We start from the raw sequence: 15179 nt of genomic DNA on the forward strand, positions 1-15179 counted from the left end.
GCTCATCGTCCGTCGCCGCCCCGGGCGCCGGTGGACAGCTCGTCCAGCACCAGCTGCTCGCGCCGCAGCTCTTCGAACGCCTCGGCCGCGAGGTGCCGGGTCTCGAGCTTCTCCAGGCCCACGGACTGCTTGCGCACGGCGAGGAACTCCTGCTGGGCCTGCTGCGCCTCGTTCTGCCGGGCCCGGTCCAGGTTTTCCAGGTCGGCCAGCATGCTGCGCGAGGCGGAGCGGGCCGCGGCCACCGCGTGCAGCGTGGCCGCATCGGAGACTTCGCTGATGATCTCGCCCAACTCGTCGCGGGCAGCCACCACCCGGGCGCCGGACTCGCGGGCGCGGTGATTCGCGGCGGCGAGGTTGCCGGCGGCCTGGTCCTGCTGAAGCTGGCGCAGCCGCAGCAGCCCGGCCAGGGGGAAGGATCGTGCCATCTCTACATACCTCCAAGGGTGCGGGCCAGGCGGTGCAGTTGCTCCCACGACTGCGCGGCAGGCGTCTGGTCATCCATCCGCTGCTGCAGGAACAGGTTGATGTCGTCTTCGTGCTGGACGGCCGCGTCCACCAGCGGGTTGGAACCGGGCTGGTAGGCACCCACGTCCAGCAGGTCCTGCGCGGCCTTGCGGGCCGCCAGCACCTTGCGCAGGGCGCCCGCGGCGCGGGAGTTCTCCGCGCTGTTGACCTTGGATGCCACGCGGGAGATCGAGCCGAGCGGGTCCACGGACGGGTAGTGCCCGGAGACAGCCAGCTTGCGGTCCAGCACCACGTGCCCGTCCAGGATGGAGCGGGCGGAGTCGGCGATCGGTTCGTTGTGGTCGTCGCCGTCCACCAGCACCGTGTACATCCCGGTCACCGAACCGGTTTCGGCGGTGCCGGCGCGTTCCAGCAGCCGGGCCAGCAGGGAGAAGGTCGACGGCGGATACCCGCGGGTGGCCGGCGGCTCGCCGACGGAGAGGCCGATCTCGCGCTGGGCCATGGCCACGCGGGTCAGCGAGTCCATCATCAGCATGACGTCCGCCCCGCGGTCGCGGAACGATTCGGCAATCCGGGTGGCGGTGAAGGCGGCGCGCAGCCGCATCAGCGCCGGCTCATCGGAGGTGGAGACCACCACGATGGACCGGGCCAGGCCGGCCTCGCCGAGGTCGTCTTCGAGGAACTCGCGGACTTCACGCCCGCGCTCCCCGACCAGCGCGATCACGGACACCTCGGCGTCGGTGCCGCGGGCGATCATGGACAGCAGCGAGGACTTGCCGACGCCGGAGCCGGCGAACAGGCCCATGCGCTGGCCCTTGCCCACGGTGGTGAGCGTGTCCAGCACGCGCACGCCCAGCTGCAGCGGCGTCTCGATCCGCGCGCGGTGCATGGCGGAGGGAGTGTCGTTGTCCAGCGGGACCAGCGAGTCGAAGACCAGCGGACCCTTGCCGTCGATCGGCCGTCCCATCCCGTCGAGCACCCGGCCGAACAGACCGTTGCCGGTAGGCACCAGCACCGGGGCGCCCTTGGCCTCGGCCGGGGTGCCGGTATTGATCCCGGTGAGCCGGCCCAGCGGCATGCAGCGGATGCTGTCCCGGCCGGTGGCCACGACCTCGGCCTCCACGCCCTGGCCGTCGCCGATGAGCACGAGGTCGCCGATGGCGCAGTCCAGCCCAATGATTTCGACGCCGAGGCCCACCACCGAGGACACCATCCCGTAGCGCGGGGGCCGGGCTGCCGCCAGCGCGTCGGCGAACCGGTCCGCGCGGGGGCGCCAGGCGACCGCGGTCACTGCCGGGCCTCCAGCAACGCGGCCTTGGCGCGGGCGAGCGCGGTGCCGATCCGTGCGTCCAGGAAGCCGTCGGCGAATTCGGTGACGGCGTCCCCCGGCGCGAGCGACGAATCGGGGCTGAAGCTCACACCGGCCTGCTGCCGCGTCTCCGGCGCCAGCATGGTCAGGTCCGCCGGATTCATCCGCACGGTGTGCACGCGCGAGGCATCCACCCCGGCCAGTGCCCGGGTGAGGGCCGAACGGGCGGAGGCAGCGCCGTCGGACAATTCGTGGCCCAGGATGGCTTCGGCCAGTTCCATGGCCGCGGCGGCCAGGGTGTCCTGCGCGGCGGCAAGTACCGGCGCGGTCCGTTCCTCCAGCGCACGGGTGGCCGCGCCGAGCGCGGCCACTGCGTGCTGCAGGCGGGCGCGGGCGTCCGCCATCGCGGCGGCGTGGTCCTGCTCCATCGCGAGCTGGCGTTCGCGCATCAGCTCGGTGCCTTCGCGCATGCCGGCGGTGTAGCCGGCGGCGTGGCCGCGGACCCTGGCCTGTTCCTGCGCCTTGTCCTGCGAGTCGTCGCTGCGCAGTTCGGTGTAGCGCAGCTTGGCGAAGGCCCCGGTACCGGTGTTCAGCTCGGGGAAACTCATCCGGGAGAACGCGGCGTCAGTAGACATACTCGTCCTCCTCCGCCCCGCGCTGGACGGTAATGATGCCGCTGGCCTCGAGCTCGCGGATCGAGCGGACGATGTCCGCGCGGGCCTCTTCGATCTGCGACATGCGAAGCGGTCCGGTGGCCTTGATCTCGTCGTCGAGGATGTCGCGGTTGCGCTCGGAGACGTTCTTGCGGATCAGCTCGGTGACCGGTTCGCTGGCGCCCTTCATGGCCACCGCGAGCACCGCGATCTCGATGCCGCGCAGCACCTGCTGCACGTCGCGCGGTTCGAGCTTGGTGATGTCTTCGAACGTGAGCATCCGGGAGCGGACTTCCTCCGCCAGCTCCGGATCGCGTTCCTCCAGGGCTTCCAGGAGCGCGCGTTCGGTGGCGACGTCGGCGCGGTTGATGATGTCCACCAGCGGCCCGACGCCGCCCACCACCTCCACCTGTTGGCGGGGCACGACGGCGCCGGCCCGCACCTTGAGCGTGTCCGCCACGATCGACACGGCTTCGGGGGTGGCGGTGCCCATTGTGGCGATGCACTGGGCTACCTCCGGCCGCACCGAATCCTCCAGCCCGGCGATCACCGTGGACGCGAGCTCCGGGCGCACGTGCGCGAGCACCAGCGCGATGGTCTGCGGGATCTCGCCGTTCAGCAGCGTGATCAGCTGGGTGGGGTCGGCGTCATCCAGGAACTCGAACGGTTTCCCGGCCATGGAGGTGGCCAGCCGGTCGAGCACGCCGGCGGCCTTCTCCGCGCCGAAGGAGGCGGCCAGCAGCCCGGCGGCGAACTCCCTGCCGCCGCGGGGCCGGCGCCGGCCCTTGACCGTCATGTCGTGGAATTCCTTGAACGCCTCCTCGGCGGTCTCGGGATCCACCCGGCCCATGCTCACGAGCTCGGCCGTGATCAGCTCGGCCTCGGCCTCGCTGAAGCGCTTCATGACCTCGGCGGCCCGGGCCTGTTCCATCTGCATCAGCACCACCGCCACCTTCTGGGTGCCGGTCAACGTGGTCAGTAACTCGCTCATGCGTTCTGCTTGTCATCCATCAGGGAGCGCAGGAAGTCGGCGGTCTTGTCCGGTTCCAGGGCTGCCAGGGCGTCGATTTCCGCCCGCTTGCGGTTCATGTCCTTCTGTTCGTCGGACAGCTCCGGCGGGCCGGCGAGCTCCAGCGCGGTGGTGTTCGGGCCGGTGACCACGGGGATCGGTTCCGGAACGATGATGGGCTTCGCGGGAAGCTGCAGGTCCTGCGGCGCCTCGATCTCGGGCTGGAAGTCCTGCAGCTCGCCCAGGTCCACCGGCTCGCGGTTCTGCCGGCGGGACCAGCGGGCGTAGACCAGCAGGGCGATGATCACCAGCAGGATGATGCCGGCGGTGATGATGGCGGTGCGGATCAGCTCGGCCTGGCGCGCGGCTTCCTCGGCGGCCTGCGCGGCGGCCAGCGCCTCGGCGGCCTCCTGCGCGCCGGCGGTATTGAACGGCACGAGTTCGACCGTGACCTCGTCCCCGCGGTCGGCGTTGATGCCGGCGGCGGTGGTCACCAGGTCCTCGATGTTGGCCACGTTGAGGGCCCCGGCGGCGTCGGCGTCCAAGGCCACGGACACGGTCTGGCGGTTGATCGCCCCGGCCGGGATGGCACGGGTCTCGGTCACCTTGTTCAGCGCGTTGTTCTTGGTCTCCGACTCGGAGGTGAAGGTCCCGTCGCCGCCGGCGTTACCCGGTACGGCGATGTTGTCCGGGCCCAGCACGCCGGCCGCTCCCCCGCCGGTTCCCTCGTACTCTTCGGTCTGCGCGGACTCGTTCAGGGCCGGCGCGCCGTCCGGCGTCGTGAAGGTCTCTTCCACACGCTCGGCGGACTCGTAGTTCATGTCCGCGGCAACCACCACGGAGGAATTGCCCGGCCCGACCACGCGGTCCAGCATGCTCTGCACCGAGGCGCGCACGCGCTCCTCGTAGTCGGAGGCCTGCTTGTCCGCCGAGCCGGTGGCGCCCACGCCCACGGCGGAGAGCACGGTGCCGGCGGCGTCGATGACGGCGACGTTTTCCGGCTTCATGCCGTCGATCGAGGCGGAGGTCAGGTGAACGATGGCCTGGACCTTGTCGGCGGACAGGGTGGTCTTTTGGGTGTCCACGAACACGGACGCGGTGGCCTCGCCCTTCTCGGAGACGAAGACCGTCTCCTCCGGGATGGCCAGCCGCACGGAAGCGGTCTTGACGCCGTCGAGCGCCTCGATGGTGGAGGCCAGCTCGCCTTCCAAGGCCCGCTTGTAGGTGACCGACTGCTGGAACTCGGAGGACGTCACGCCCATGTCGTCCAGCAGCGAGTAGCCGCCGGTGGACGAGCTCGGCAGGCCGGCCGCGGCGGCCTTGAGCCGCTGGTCGTAGACCTTGTCTTCCGGCACCAGGATGGTCCCGCCGCCGTTGGTCAACTCGTACGGCACGCCGTCGGTGCGCAGCTGCTCCACGATGGTGTTGGCGTCGGCCGCGGCCAACCCGGAGAACAGCGGGGTGTAGGAGGGCTTGGATGCCCACGTCGTCAGGGCGGCAATGCCCAGAACGACGACGGCGATGCCGATGATCGCGATGGTGCGCTGGGCCACGGTGAACTCGCTGATGGTTTTGCCCAGCCGCGAGAACCAGGAGGAGACCTTTCCGGGCATCAGGCCTGCATCCTCATGATCTCGTTGAAGGCGTCAACACCCTTGTTCCGGACGGCTGCCACGAGTTCCAGCGTCACCGCGGCGCGGGTGGAAGCCAGGGTCGCGTTGTGGATGTCGTTCAGGTCGCCGGTAACGGCCTGGATGGCCAGTTCATTTGAAGTGGACTGCAGCTGCTGCAGGTTGTCGATGGCACCGGTCAGGGAGGTGGCAAAGCCGACGCCGTTGGTGGCCTGCGGAGCTTCTGCGGCCGGCAGGTAACCGGTGCCTGCGACGCCCTGAATCGGGGGGATGGAAGAGAGCGGCATCAGTTGCGTCCAATCTGGAGGGCGGCCTCGTAGGTCGTCTTCGCGCGGTCCACCACGGCCGCGTTGGCCTGGTAGCCGCGCTGGGCCAGGATCAGGTTGCCCATCTGCTGGGACAGGTCGATATCCGGGTAGCGGACGTAGCCGTCCTCGTCCGCCAGCGGGTGGTCGGGCTCGTGGACCATGCGGCCCTCGGCCTCGCCGAATTCGGCCCCGGCCACGTACACGCCGGAGACGCCCTGGCCTTCCTGGGCGATCACGTAGCGGGCCTGGAAGGCGGCGCCGTCGGTGCTGGTGGCGTTGTTCGCGTTGGCCAGGTTGTCGGAGACGGCGTCCAGCCACTTGCGGTGGACGGTCAGGCCGGTACCGGCGATTCCAATGGCGTCGAAAGTCATCAGTTGGTCCTCATCGCCGTGCGGACGCCGCTGAAAGGACTCTCGGCGGCCCGGGCTGCGAACTGGTAGCGCAGCACTGTTTCAATGTTGGAGAGCGTCTCGGTGTCCAGGTTGACGTTGCTGCCGTCCAGCCGGGTAGGCTCCAGCGAACGTTCCATCGTGGCACTGGTGCTGCCGTCCCCGCGGGCCACCGATGTGGCCAGTGCATCCTCGAATTGGACGCGCTGCGCGTGGTAGCCGGGGGTATTGACGTTCGCGATGTTGTTGGCGATGGCACGCTGACGCATGGCGAGGCCGTCCAGGGCGCTCTGCATGGCAGCCCCCGTCACAGATTCGAACACAGCAAAGACCCGTCTTACTACTGGCATGTGGGCGGCCGATCCATGGCCTGTTCTGTGAGCGATCCGTGCTCACTATCCAGTTATCGGCAGCAAACGGGGGCGCGTTAGGTGAATCTTGAGAATGGTTAACCGTTTACGTCGAGGTAAACGGAACGGCCTGAAGTTCCGGGCGTGGGGACGGCATCCAAGAGCGCGGATTGCTGGCGGTTTTGCCGCATCTCGGCGCGCAATTCACGAATCACTTCCTGCTGCGCGGCCGCGAGCTCTGTCGCCCGCTCAACCAGCGCGTCCGGGATCGGCCCCAGCCCCTGCGGGGCCTTCCACCGCGCGACGGCGGTGCGAGGGCTGCTCACCGCCGCCCCATCGGCCTTGTCCACGGGTTCGGCAACGTCGGCGGGCGCGCTGCTGCCCTGGCCTTCGGTCTCGGCCGTTTCGGTGAGTCCGCTGGCGTGGCTCCCGGTGTCGGCCGTCTCGGTGAGTCTGCTCCCATGGCCACCGGTCTCGGCTGTTTCGTTGGGTCCGGTGCCTTGGCCACGGGTCTCGGCCGCCTCGGCGAGAGCCAGCTCGAGTTCATCCAGCACGGCTGTCCAGCGCTCCAGCGCGGAAACGTCGCCCTCCGGCATGTCAGGCAATGCCAAGTTCGCCGCCGAGGCCGACGCCACGGGAAGGCTGTGCCGGTAGCTGCCCGGCGGCCTCGTGCCAGGCCTCGCGCAGCGGCTCCAGCAGTTCAATGCATTCGCGGGTCCGGTCAGCATCGCGGTGGATGTTCGCGTTCATCATCGCGGTCAGCGTGTAGGTGTAGAGCGCTTTCAGGCCCTCTCCCCCGTCCCACACGTCCGTCTTCAGCGACGACATCAGCTCGGACACGATGGCCTGCGCATGGATCAGATTCTCGGACGCCACCGACCAGTGCTGGTTCTGCTGCGCGGCCTCCGCCCGGTTCAGGTCCAAGAGCAGCCGGTCATACAACATGGTCAGCAGCCGGGCCGGTGTGGCGGACATGATCGCGTCGCGCTGGAACTGGTTCCTCTTGGCCTGGGCGCCGAAGCCCGGCCCGTATGTCAGTGTCATTTCTTCGTACTCCCCCATGAGGGCAGGGTGGCCAGCTGCGAGTTGAGCCAGTCCCCCTGCGACTGCAGGCCGTTCAGCGTTACTTCAAGTTGAGCCCAGGTACGTTCCAGCGTGGAGCGGCGCATCGCCAACCGGGTATCCCACTCGGCGACTTGATCATTCATACTGCGGACCAGTGATTCCTGGCCTTGGATTCGCTTGGTGATGGCACCGTCGTACTTGTCCGAGGCATCCGTTGCAGCCGTAGCCACGCGACCGGCGATCGTTTGGACCACCTTCTCGACCCACGCAGAGTCTTCCATCATCGCCTTGCCGAACTTGTCGGCATCAAACTCAATCGAGCCGTCCTTGGTGATGCTGATGCCGATCTCCGACGGCGATCGTCCCTCGATGGGGCTGATCGCGGCGGTCATCATTCGCTGCTGAATGTCACGGACGCTGCTGTCCCCGGTGAAGATGCCGCCCTTGGTCGTCGTTGACCCGGTGGACGTGGAGACGTTCACGGAGGAGTTCTTAGAGATGAAGGCGAACAGATCCTTCAAACCGTCAACCAGCGCTTTGGATTTGGCAGTGACGGCCTCGTCGTCGCGAGTGACGGCGATGGATGATTTGTCGCCCTTGACCGCGTTCGCCCCCAAGGTAACGCTTACACCTGGAAGAAGGTTGGTGAATGTGTTGGTCGAAGAAGAGACGGTCTCTAGGCCGCCCCAAAGGGACACCGTGGCATCTCTTGCTTCCGCTATCCTCGTGACATCGAAGGCCCCGCCTACGGCAGAAACGGTGAAGAGATTATCCGCACCGGTCTCTTTTGCAACCAGCTGCAGCCGGAATTCCGGGATCGCCGCATCCGAGCCCACAGAAACTTTCGTCGCGGTGATGCCTTTACCAGACTCGTTGATCTCCCTGACGATCTGGTCCCAGGTCTTGCCCTCTGTGGGCACAGTAATGATGCCGTCCTTGAGCGCAATGGTGAGGGCTGTCGCGGATTCTGGCCAGTCACTCAGAAGCGCAGATACCGAAACCTGTGACTTCGCCAGTTCGACGACTTCCAGATCGATAGCACCTGCGGAGGCTCCTTCGGCCGTTACCACTGAGACTTTCTCAGAGCTGCTTGTGCCTGAGTAGATGTTGAGCGCGTTCGCTTTGCTCGTCTCGGTGGCGGTTTTTCCGAGATCGGAGATGCGCGTATTCAGCGCTTGAAGTGCGCTGACCAGCGTCTGGGTGCTGGAGACCTTATTTTTTAACAGGGACTGCGGACGCGCTTCCAGCTGCATCAGCTGGTTAATCATGGTGGCGGTGTCCAAACCGCTGACCATGCCGCCAATCGAAAACGCCACGCCAGTTCCTCCTGGAAGAAGTCTGTTTATGAGAAGAGATGCTGACGCCCGGCAGCGAAGAGTGTGAGGTCCAATTCGTTCGCCTCGCTGCCGGGCCGCATTCAGCCGTTAGCTACCCCGATTTAGCCGAGGAGCTGCAGCACACCCTGGTTGATCTGGTTGGCCTGAGCCAGCATCGCGGTGCCGGCCTGGGACATGATCTGGTTCTTGGTGAACTTGGCCATTTCCGATGCCATGTCGGTGTCGCGGATACGGGATTCCGAAGCAGACAGGTTCTCCGCAGAGATGTTGATGGACTTGATGGCCGACTCAAAACGGTTTTGTGCGGCGCCGAGTCCAGCGCGCTGGTCCGAAATATTGGCAATCGCCGAGTCGAGTGCCTCGATAGTCGCCTGCGCGCGAATGTGCGCATCGCCCGCACCGTCAGCAGAGTCGGTAACATTGAATCCAGCGGCGGGGTTAGTCCCATCCGAGATCAAAACGACATCAGCGTCGGCGGCATCCTTAACCGTCAGAGCCTTAGTCACGTCAGCCAGTGCCACAGAGATTCTGTTGTTCACGTCTCCATCTGCACCAACCTGGAACGACAAAGACTTATCCCCGCCGTTCCCGTCACCGTCCAGAAGCGCAATCCCGTTAAACGTGGTCGACTTCGTGATTCGGTGAAGTTCCATGCTCAGCTCATCGGCTTCATCCTGAATGGCCTGCCGTGATGCGCCGTTATTGGAGTCGTTGGCACCCTGAACGGCAAGGTCGCGCATGCGCTGCAGGATGGAGTGGACCTCGGTGAGCGCACCTTCAGCGGTCTGGATGACAGAGATGCCGTCCTGGGCGTTGCGGGCGGCAACGTTCAGGCCGTTGACCTGCGAGCGCAGGCCCTCGGAGATCGACAGGCCGGCTGCGTCATCGGCAGCGCGGTTGATGCGCAGGCCGGTGGACAGCTTCTCCAGGGACTTGGAAATGTCGTTCTGGGTGTTCGACAGGTTGCGGTACGAGTTCAGGGCCGCAACGTTGGTGTTAATGGCGAAAGCCATGATGAAACTCCTCCATGAGATGGTACAAATTCACCGGCCCGTCCATGGGCTGGCACTTGTAGCTATCGGAGGATTGCGAGGATCCGTTAGGAGAAGTGCAAAGAATTTTTCGCGGTGCGGGCGGCCGGGGCCGGCTGCTGCGAACAGGTCAAGAAACCGCGGCCCTTGGCTGCGTGGCGGCGAAGCGTGTAATCCCGCCGATGGTCTGATCGGCCAGCGCAGTCAGATATGCCTTCCGACGCGAGGGAGCGATCCGCGACTCGGGCACGTGGCTGGCGCCGCCGTCGTCGGAATAGTGCGTGTGCAGGCCGTCCCGGAGGAGGCGGATGGCCTCGGAGCGCTGCTGGGAGACGGCCGAGTGGGTAGCGCCGAGCTCTTCGGCGATTTCCTTGACGGTGCGGTCCTCGAAGTAGATTTGCTCCACGATGTAGCGCATCTTCGCCGGAAGGTGGTGCACGGCGGCCTTCAGGAAGGCGAGCCGCTCCTCGGTGAGGAGTGAACCTTCGGGCGACGCCGTCTCGGAGACCAGGAATTCGGCCGTGGTGTCGTCCAGGGCGGAGACGGTGCGGGAAGCATCGTCCATGGCGGCTTCCGCGGTCTCGCGGTCAACCCCCAGGGCGGCGGCAAGCTCGTCAACGCTCGGGTAGCGGCCGAGTTCGGCGGTCAGGGTTTCGCGCACGGACAGCGTTTCCTTGATCCGCTTGCGAACGGAGCGGGGGGCCCAGTCGATGGCCCGCATCTCGTCGGCAAAGGCGCCGATGATGCGACGGCGGGCGAAGGCGCCGAAGGGAACGCCGAGATCCGGATTAAAGGCGTCGGCGGCGGTGATGAGCGCTACCGAGCCGGCAGAGGCGAGGTCGTCGCGGGAAAGGTGGGTGGCTTTGGCGCACACTTCGGAGACCAGGTATCCGACGAGCGGGAGGTTTTCAACCACCAGTGCGTTACGGTCAGCACGATTCACTGACATGTCCCCCTCCGAGCCCAGAAATACGTGGACAAACCATCCCTGCTACCAAGAGGTGCGGCCTTGGAAGAACGATTCATCTCTTGGTGAAACCTACCATCAAATGCTCCTAACGCAAGGGCTCGCGCTGCCGATAGATAGGAATGTAGCCATGCCGTTACTCACTGTTCATCCAGTGCGGCTTTTTGACGCGGACCCGCGGGGGTTGAGTCCGCAGAATCAACCAGGGGAGGTGCCTGACATGGGAGCCCATGAACTGTCCGCCATGCTGTGGCACGAACGCGAACTTCTTGAACTGCTGGTCTTCAAACTCGAGGAGGAGCAGCTGCTCCTGACCGCCGGCAAGTCCCGGTGGCTGCAGCACGCCACCCGGGAGGTGGAACAGGTGTTGGAGCGGCTGCGCGACGCCGGCCTGGCCCGCACGGTCGAGGTGGCCGCACTGGCCCGGGAGTGGGATACGCCGGAAGGCGCCACGTTGCGCGAGCTGACCGAACAGGCACCGGTGGGGCCATGGGGAGAGATCTTCAAGGGACATTTGCAGGCACTGACCCAGCTGACCCTGCAGATCCGCGAACTGCGCGACGTGAACGAGAAGTTCCTGCGTGCGGCTGCCCGGTCCACCCAGGAAACGCTGGCCAATTTCAATCCCGATGCCGGGACCTACGACGCACAGGGGACGGCAGGGCTTTCGGGCAACCGCTCCCAGCTGTTCGACACAACGATCTGAGGTTTTCGCAGTGAGTACCTTCAGCGGCCTGAACACCGCGTACACCGGTCTGGTGGCTGCCCGTCAAGGGTTGAACGTGGTGGGCCAGAACATCGCCAACGCCAATACCGAGGGCTATACCCGCCAGCGGGTCAGTACGTCGTCCATCGGCGCCCTCGACCGCACCGGGCTGCTGACCGGCGGAGTGCAGATCGGCCAAGGCGTTTCGGTGGACGCGATTGCGCGACTGGGTGACATGCACCTGGATACGCGCGTCCGGTTCTCGGCCGGTGTCGCTGGGTATTCTGCAGTGCGCGCCGATACGATGTCCGGCCTGGAAGCGTCCTTGCGCGAGCCGGGCCAATACGGCATCTCGACGCAGCTTCAGGAGTTTTGGGCCTCCTGGCAGGCCCTGTCGAACCGGCCGGATGACGGCGCTGCCGGCGCGGTGGTGCTGGAAGAGGCGAACATCCTGGCCGACATGATCAAGCGCGGTTACCGAGAAGTTCGCGAGCAGTTCTCCCGCCTGCGCTCCGATGTGGACACCATGACCGCAGAGGTCAACGGCACTGCGTCCCAGGTAGCCAATCTCAACGAGAAGATTCGTTTTGCTGTTGCCAACGGAGGCTCCGCGAACGAGCTGATGGACCACCGCAACCTGCTGACTGAACGGCTGGCTGCCCTGACCGGAGCCACGGTTCGCCACGGCAGCGACGGGCAGGTGGATGTGCTGATCGGCGGCAATGCGATTGTCACTGGTTCCAGCGCCCAAAGAATCGCCGTTGCACCTGGATCGGACACAGACATTTCGGGCCCTAACGGGGTCAGCCTGGTGTGGGAAAGCCCGAGCCGGAACGACATGCCGGTTGTGCTCGGGGGTGGCGAGATCGCTGGGGCGTTGTCGATGTTGAGCGGTGGTACGGACGGCGGCCCACTCCGGGCGGCGGCCGAAAGCTACAACGGATTTGCGAAAACGTTGGCTGAAGGCGTCAACCAGATTCATGCGGACGGCTACACCAGCGGGGGCGTAACCGGTAAGCCGTTCTTCAGCATGTTGGATGGCAACGAGGCGTCCACTCTAGCGGTGGAGATCAAAAAGGCCGCTGACCTTGCAACCCGCGGCGAAGATGCGGGTGCGTTGGACGGATCTGTCGCTGACAAAATCTCTCAGCTTGGCGTTGGAGCAGGCTCCCCTGACCGCGTTTGGGAGAACATTGTCACCACCATCGGCGTAGCCGCGAAGACGGAGCTGCAGCAGTCCAACCTCGCGGGCATCGCGTCCCAGTCGGCCAAGACCTTGCAACTGTCCAACGCGTCGGTGGATATGGACGAAGAGAACGTCAACCTGCTGACATACCAGCACGCCTACCAGGGCGCGGCCCGGGTGATGACGGCGATTGATGAAATGCTCGATACGTTGATCAACCGCACCGGATTGGTCGGGAGGTAGCCATGATTTCAAGAGTCACCAACCAAACGATGAGCAGCTTCGCCCAGCGCAACCTGCAGGACAATATGGCGCGTATTGCCAAGCTGCAGGAGCTGGCCGCCGGCGAGTCGTTGATTGCCCGCCCCTCGGACAACCCGACGGGCACCGCCGATTCCATGCGCACTCGTGCGGATATGCGCGCCAACGCGCAATACAAGCACAACATCGACGACGCCAATGGCTGGCTCACCACCGCCGACTCCGCGCTGGGCACGGTCACCGACTTGCTCAACAAGGCCCGCGACCTGACGATCCAGGCTTCCAATGGTTCCATCTCGCAGACGGCACGCGAGGCCGTCGCCTTGGAGCTTGGCAGCATCAAGGAAAGCCTCTTGGCTGCGACTCGGACGCAGTACCTGGGACGCAACGTGTTTGCGGGGAACTCCGACAAGCCAAACGTATATAACGACCCCCCAACCGCGCCGTACACCGTGACGGAACCGAGTGCCACCGGGGTCGAGCGCCGCATCGGACCCGGGGAACACCAGACGGTGCGCGTCGATGCCAGCGCTGCTGCGGTCTTCGGCGACGATTCCACGGGCAAGGGCCCGTCGGTCTTCGCCCTGCTGGATACGATGATCGCCAAGCTCAACGGCACTGGCAGCGTCAGCGAAGACTTGAACGCCATCGACGACCGGCTGAACACCGTGATCAACGCACGCGCCGAGGTCGGTACCCGCCACGCCCAGATCCTGAAAGCGCAGGAGACGAACTTGGACGAAGCTGTTTCGCTTGAAGCCCGGCGCTCCGGGATCGAGGATCCGGATATCGGAAAGGTAATCCTGGACCTGAAGATGCAGGAAGTGGCCTATCAGGCCGCCCTGCAGGTCACGGCTCGGGTGCTGCAGCCGACGCTGATGGACTTCCTGCGATGAGCGCCGCGCTGACCTTCGTGGCCCCTCCCCCGGGACTGGCACCGCTGGTCGACTTCACGCTGGACGAGATCGCGGGAGCGGCCGGCCTGTACTCCCTGCAGCCCGTGGCCGAACCGGGCAAGCGCCTCTTCGTCCTGGACGCCGCGACCTACCTGAACCAGTACACCCCCGTGATTTCCGACGACGACCGTGCCGCCCTGGACCTCAATGCCTCCGAGGACGCCATGGTGCTGGTGGTGGCCAACCCCGGCGAATCGGGCACCACCGTGAACCTGATGGCCCCGATCGTGGTCAACGTGCACACCGGCGTCAGCGCCCAAGTCATTCTGGAAGGCCAGGACTGGCCGCTTCGTGCCGAACTGACGCCGCAGGCCGCCTAGCCTCACCCGCCGATCGCGTGACACCGCAGTAACGCCAGTAGAAGTCAGACGTCTGAAACTCTTGAGCTGACGGCGGCTACCGTGCAAGAGTTATGCCCACGGTCCAAGGGACCTGCTGGGGGATCCGGAATCACCGGTTAATGGCTTCCGGCGGCTTATGGGGGAACCGCCGGAAGCAACCACCCTCACCCCTCGTCCGGGTCCTCGCGTTTTGCCCGCGTCAGATCCGCCCGGCGCAGCAGCTCACCGCCGTCGGGATAGAGCACCTCTTCCAGCACCAACGGGTGCGGCGGAGCCAGCTTGCTCTTCGAGTCCCGTACCTTCGCCCGCATCCGGTCGCGCAGCCACTCCGGCGCCTGCTCGCCGCTGCCAACCATCAACGATGCGCCGATCAGGGCACGCACCATGTTGTGGCAGAACGCGTCCGCTTGCACGGTGGCCGTGACCACGCCGTCGGCGCCGCGGGCGAAGTCGAACTTCTGCAACTCCCGGATGGTGGTGGCGCCTTCCCTGGGTTTGCAGAAGGCCAGGAAGTCGCCGATGCCCAGGAGTTTTGCGGCTGCGCGGTTGAGGAGATCGACGTCGACGGCGTGCTTGTGCCACAGCGTGGTGTTGCGTGACAGCGGGTCCCACGTCTCGGCCCGGTCCGCGATCCGGTAGCTGTAGCGGCGCCAGAGGGCGGAAAACCGGGCGTCGAATCCGTCGGGGGCGACGACGGCGCGCTTGACCTCGATGGCCCCGGCAAGGTCCCGATAGGGCACCGGGGCGCCGACGCGGCCGCCGAGCACCTTGGCCAGCACGCCGCGCAAGCGCCGTACCAGGGCTTCGGCGGGATCGACCTCGCGGCCGCGGGCCAGCCCGTGCCACTCCCCCGGGTCCAGGTCGAAATGAACCACCTGCCCGCGGGCGTGGACCCCGGCGTCGGTGCGGCCGGCAACTGTCAGCCGGATCGGCCGGCGGAGCATGACCGCCAGCGCTTCCTCGAGCGCGCCCTGCACGGTCAGCCGGCCGGGCTGCACGGCCCACCCGCTGAAGGGGCCGCCGTCGTACGCAAGATCCAGGCGGACACGCAAGGGCCCGCCGTCCTGGTCGGGGACGGGTGAGACAGTCGGAGGCATGGATTCCATGCTACCGGGAGCCCCCGAGGGTCCCGGATGCCGCCGGCGCCCGTCCCGGTTGCGGGCGGGAACCGTCCAGACGTCGGCGGACTGTCGACGGGGGCAGGCATTCGGTCTA

The 15179-nt window shown here is 66.2% G+C and carries 18 protein-coding genes; 4 read left to right on the forward strand and 14 right to left on the reverse strand.

The annotated features are described in order from the left end of the window. Nucleotides 1-2: 2 nt before the first annotated feature. The 13 genes from AC5RUP_RS08520 to AC5RUP_RS08580 all read right to left on the reverse strand — a co-directional run bounded on the left by AC5RUP_RS08520 (nucleotide 3) and on the right by AC5RUP_RS08580 (nucleotide 10490). Nucleotides 3-425: a flagellar FliJ family protein gene (locus AC5RUP_RS08520; protein ID WP_494155122.1), complete on the reverse strand. Its 423-nt coding sequence runs from the start codon at nucleotides 423-425 to the stop codon at nucleotides 3-5. 2 nt (nucleotides 426-427) lie between these two features. Then, nucleotides 428-1756, reverse strand: coding sequence for a FliI/YscN family ATPase (locus AC5RUP_RS08525; protein ID WP_494158458.1), 1329 nt, complete (start codon nucleotides 1754-1756; stop codon nucleotides 428-430). Next, nucleotides 1753-2409, reverse strand: coding sequence for a FliH/SctL family protein (locus AC5RUP_RS08530; RefSeq protein ID WP_494158459.1), 657 nt, complete (start codon nucleotides 2407-2409; stop codon nucleotides 1753-1755). The genes AC5RUP_RS08525 and AC5RUP_RS08530 overlap by 4 nt, the downstream gene beginning before the upstream one ends. After that, nucleotides 2399-3418, reverse strand: a complete 1020-nt coding sequence (gene fliG, locus AC5RUP_RS08535) for a flagellar motor switch protein FliG (RefSeq protein ID WP_494012700.1) — start codon at nucleotides 3416-3418, stop codon at nucleotides 2399-2401. Before fliG ends, AC5RUP_RS08530 begins: the two co-directional genes overlap by 11 nt. After that, nucleotides 3415-5049 (reverse strand): flagellar basal-body MS-ring/collar protein FliF, encoded by a 1635-nt coding sequence (fliF, locus tag AC5RUP_RS08540; protein ID WP_494158460.1) that lies wholly within the window; start codon nucleotides 5047-5049, stop codon nucleotides 3415-3417. The genes fliG and fliF overlap by 4 nt, the downstream gene beginning before the upstream one ends. Then, nucleotides 5049-5354: a flagellar hook-basal body complex protein FliE gene (gene fliE / locus AC5RUP_RS08545; RefSeq protein ID WP_493979187.1), complete on the reverse strand. Its 306-nt coding sequence runs from the start codon at nucleotides 5352-5354 to the stop codon at nucleotides 5049-5051. The genes fliF and fliE overlap by 1 nt, the downstream gene beginning before the upstream one ends. Then, nucleotides 5354-5746, reverse strand: coding sequence for a flagellar basal body rod protein FlgC (locus tag AC5RUP_RS08550; protein WP_493979188.1), 393 nt, complete (start codon nucleotides 5744-5746; stop codon nucleotides 5354-5356). Before AC5RUP_RS08550 ends, fliE begins: the two co-directional genes overlap by 1 nt. Beyond that, complete coding sequence (gene flgB, locus AC5RUP_RS08555; protein WP_494153974.1) at nucleotides 5746-6087, reverse strand: flagellar basal body rod protein FlgB; 342 nt, start codon at nucleotides 6085-6087, stop codon at nucleotides 5746-5748. The genes AC5RUP_RS08550 and flgB overlap by 1 nt, the downstream gene beginning before the upstream one ends. A 125-nt stretch (nucleotides 6088-6212) precedes the next feature. Next, nucleotides 6213-6749 (reverse strand): hypothetical protein, encoded by a 537-nt coding sequence (locus AC5RUP_RS08560; RefSeq protein WP_494158461.1) that lies wholly within the window; start codon nucleotides 6747-6749, stop codon nucleotides 6213-6215. Then, on the reverse strand, nucleotides 6712-7158 hold the full coding sequence (gene fliS, locus AC5RUP_RS08565; protein WP_494153976.1) for a flagellar export chaperone FliS: 447 nt from the start codon (nucleotides 7156-7158) through the stop codon (nucleotides 6712-6714). The genes AC5RUP_RS08560 and fliS overlap by 38 nt, the downstream gene beginning before the upstream one ends. After that, entirely contained in the window at nucleotides 7155-8495 is a 1341-nt protein-coding gene (fliD, locus tag AC5RUP_RS08570; protein ID WP_494153977.1) for a flagellar filament capping protein FliD, read from the reverse strand. The genes fliS and fliD overlap by 4 nt, the downstream gene beginning before the upstream one ends. Before the next feature lie 122 nt (nucleotides 8496-8617). Next, complete coding sequence (locus tag AC5RUP_RS08575) at nucleotides 8618-9529, reverse strand: flagellin N-terminal helical domain-containing protein (RefSeq protein ID WP_494153978.1); 912 nt, start codon at nucleotides 9527-9529, stop codon at nucleotides 8618-8620. Nucleotides 9530-9677: 148 nt separating this feature from the next. Then, nucleotides 9678-10490 carry a sigma-70 family RNA polymerase sigma factor gene (locus AC5RUP_RS08580; protein WP_494153982.1) on the reverse strand — a complete coding sequence of 271 codons (813 nt, stop codon included), beginning with the start codon at nucleotides 10488-10490 and terminating at the stop codon, nucleotides 9678-9680. 244 nt (nucleotides 10491-10734) lie between these two features. Between AC5RUP_RS08580 and AC5RUP_RS08585 the strand changes: the two genes are divergently transcribed. From AC5RUP_RS08585 to AC5RUP_RS08600, 4 genes are read left to right on the forward strand one after another with little or no spacing between them, the layout of a single operon-like run. Beyond that, entirely contained in the window at nucleotides 10735-11220 is a 486-nt protein-coding gene (locus AC5RUP_RS08585; RefSeq protein ID WP_493979193.1) for a flagellar protein FlgN, read from the forward strand. 10 nt (nucleotides 11221-11230) lie between these two features. Continuing rightward, nucleotides 11231-12649 carry a flagellar hook-associated protein FlgK gene (flgK, locus tag AC5RUP_RS08590; RefSeq protein WP_494153979.1) on the forward strand — a complete coding sequence of 473 codons (1419 nt, stop codon included), beginning with the start codon at nucleotides 11231-11233 and terminating at the stop codon, nucleotides 12647-12649. Between the two features lie 29 nt (nucleotides 12650-12678). Then, nucleotides 12679-13563 carry a flagellin N-terminal helical domain-containing protein gene (locus tag AC5RUP_RS08595; protein ID WP_494132082.1) on the forward strand — a complete coding sequence of 295 codons (885 nt, stop codon included), beginning with the start codon at nucleotides 12679-12681 and terminating at the stop codon, nucleotides 13561-13563. Next, nucleotides 13560-13943 carry a flagellar assembly protein FliW gene (locus tag AC5RUP_RS08600; RefSeq protein WP_494000466.1) on the forward strand — a complete coding sequence of 128 codons (384 nt, stop codon included), beginning with the start codon at nucleotides 13560-13562 and terminating at the stop codon, nucleotides 13941-13943. The genes AC5RUP_RS08595 and AC5RUP_RS08600 overlap by 4 nt, the downstream gene beginning before the upstream one ends. Nucleotides 13944-14128: 185 nt before the next feature. Here AC5RUP_RS08600 and AC5RUP_RS08605 read toward each other — a convergent pair whose 3' ends face one another. Continuing rightward, nucleotides 14129-15061, reverse strand: a complete 933-nt coding sequence (locus AC5RUP_RS08605; RefSeq protein ID WP_494158462.1) for a tRNA pseudouridine synthase A — start codon at nucleotides 15059-15061, stop codon at nucleotides 14129-14131. Nucleotides 15062-15179: the final 118 nt, after the last annotated feature.

This window comes from Arthrobacter sp. Y3223151 (assembly GCF_059091125.1).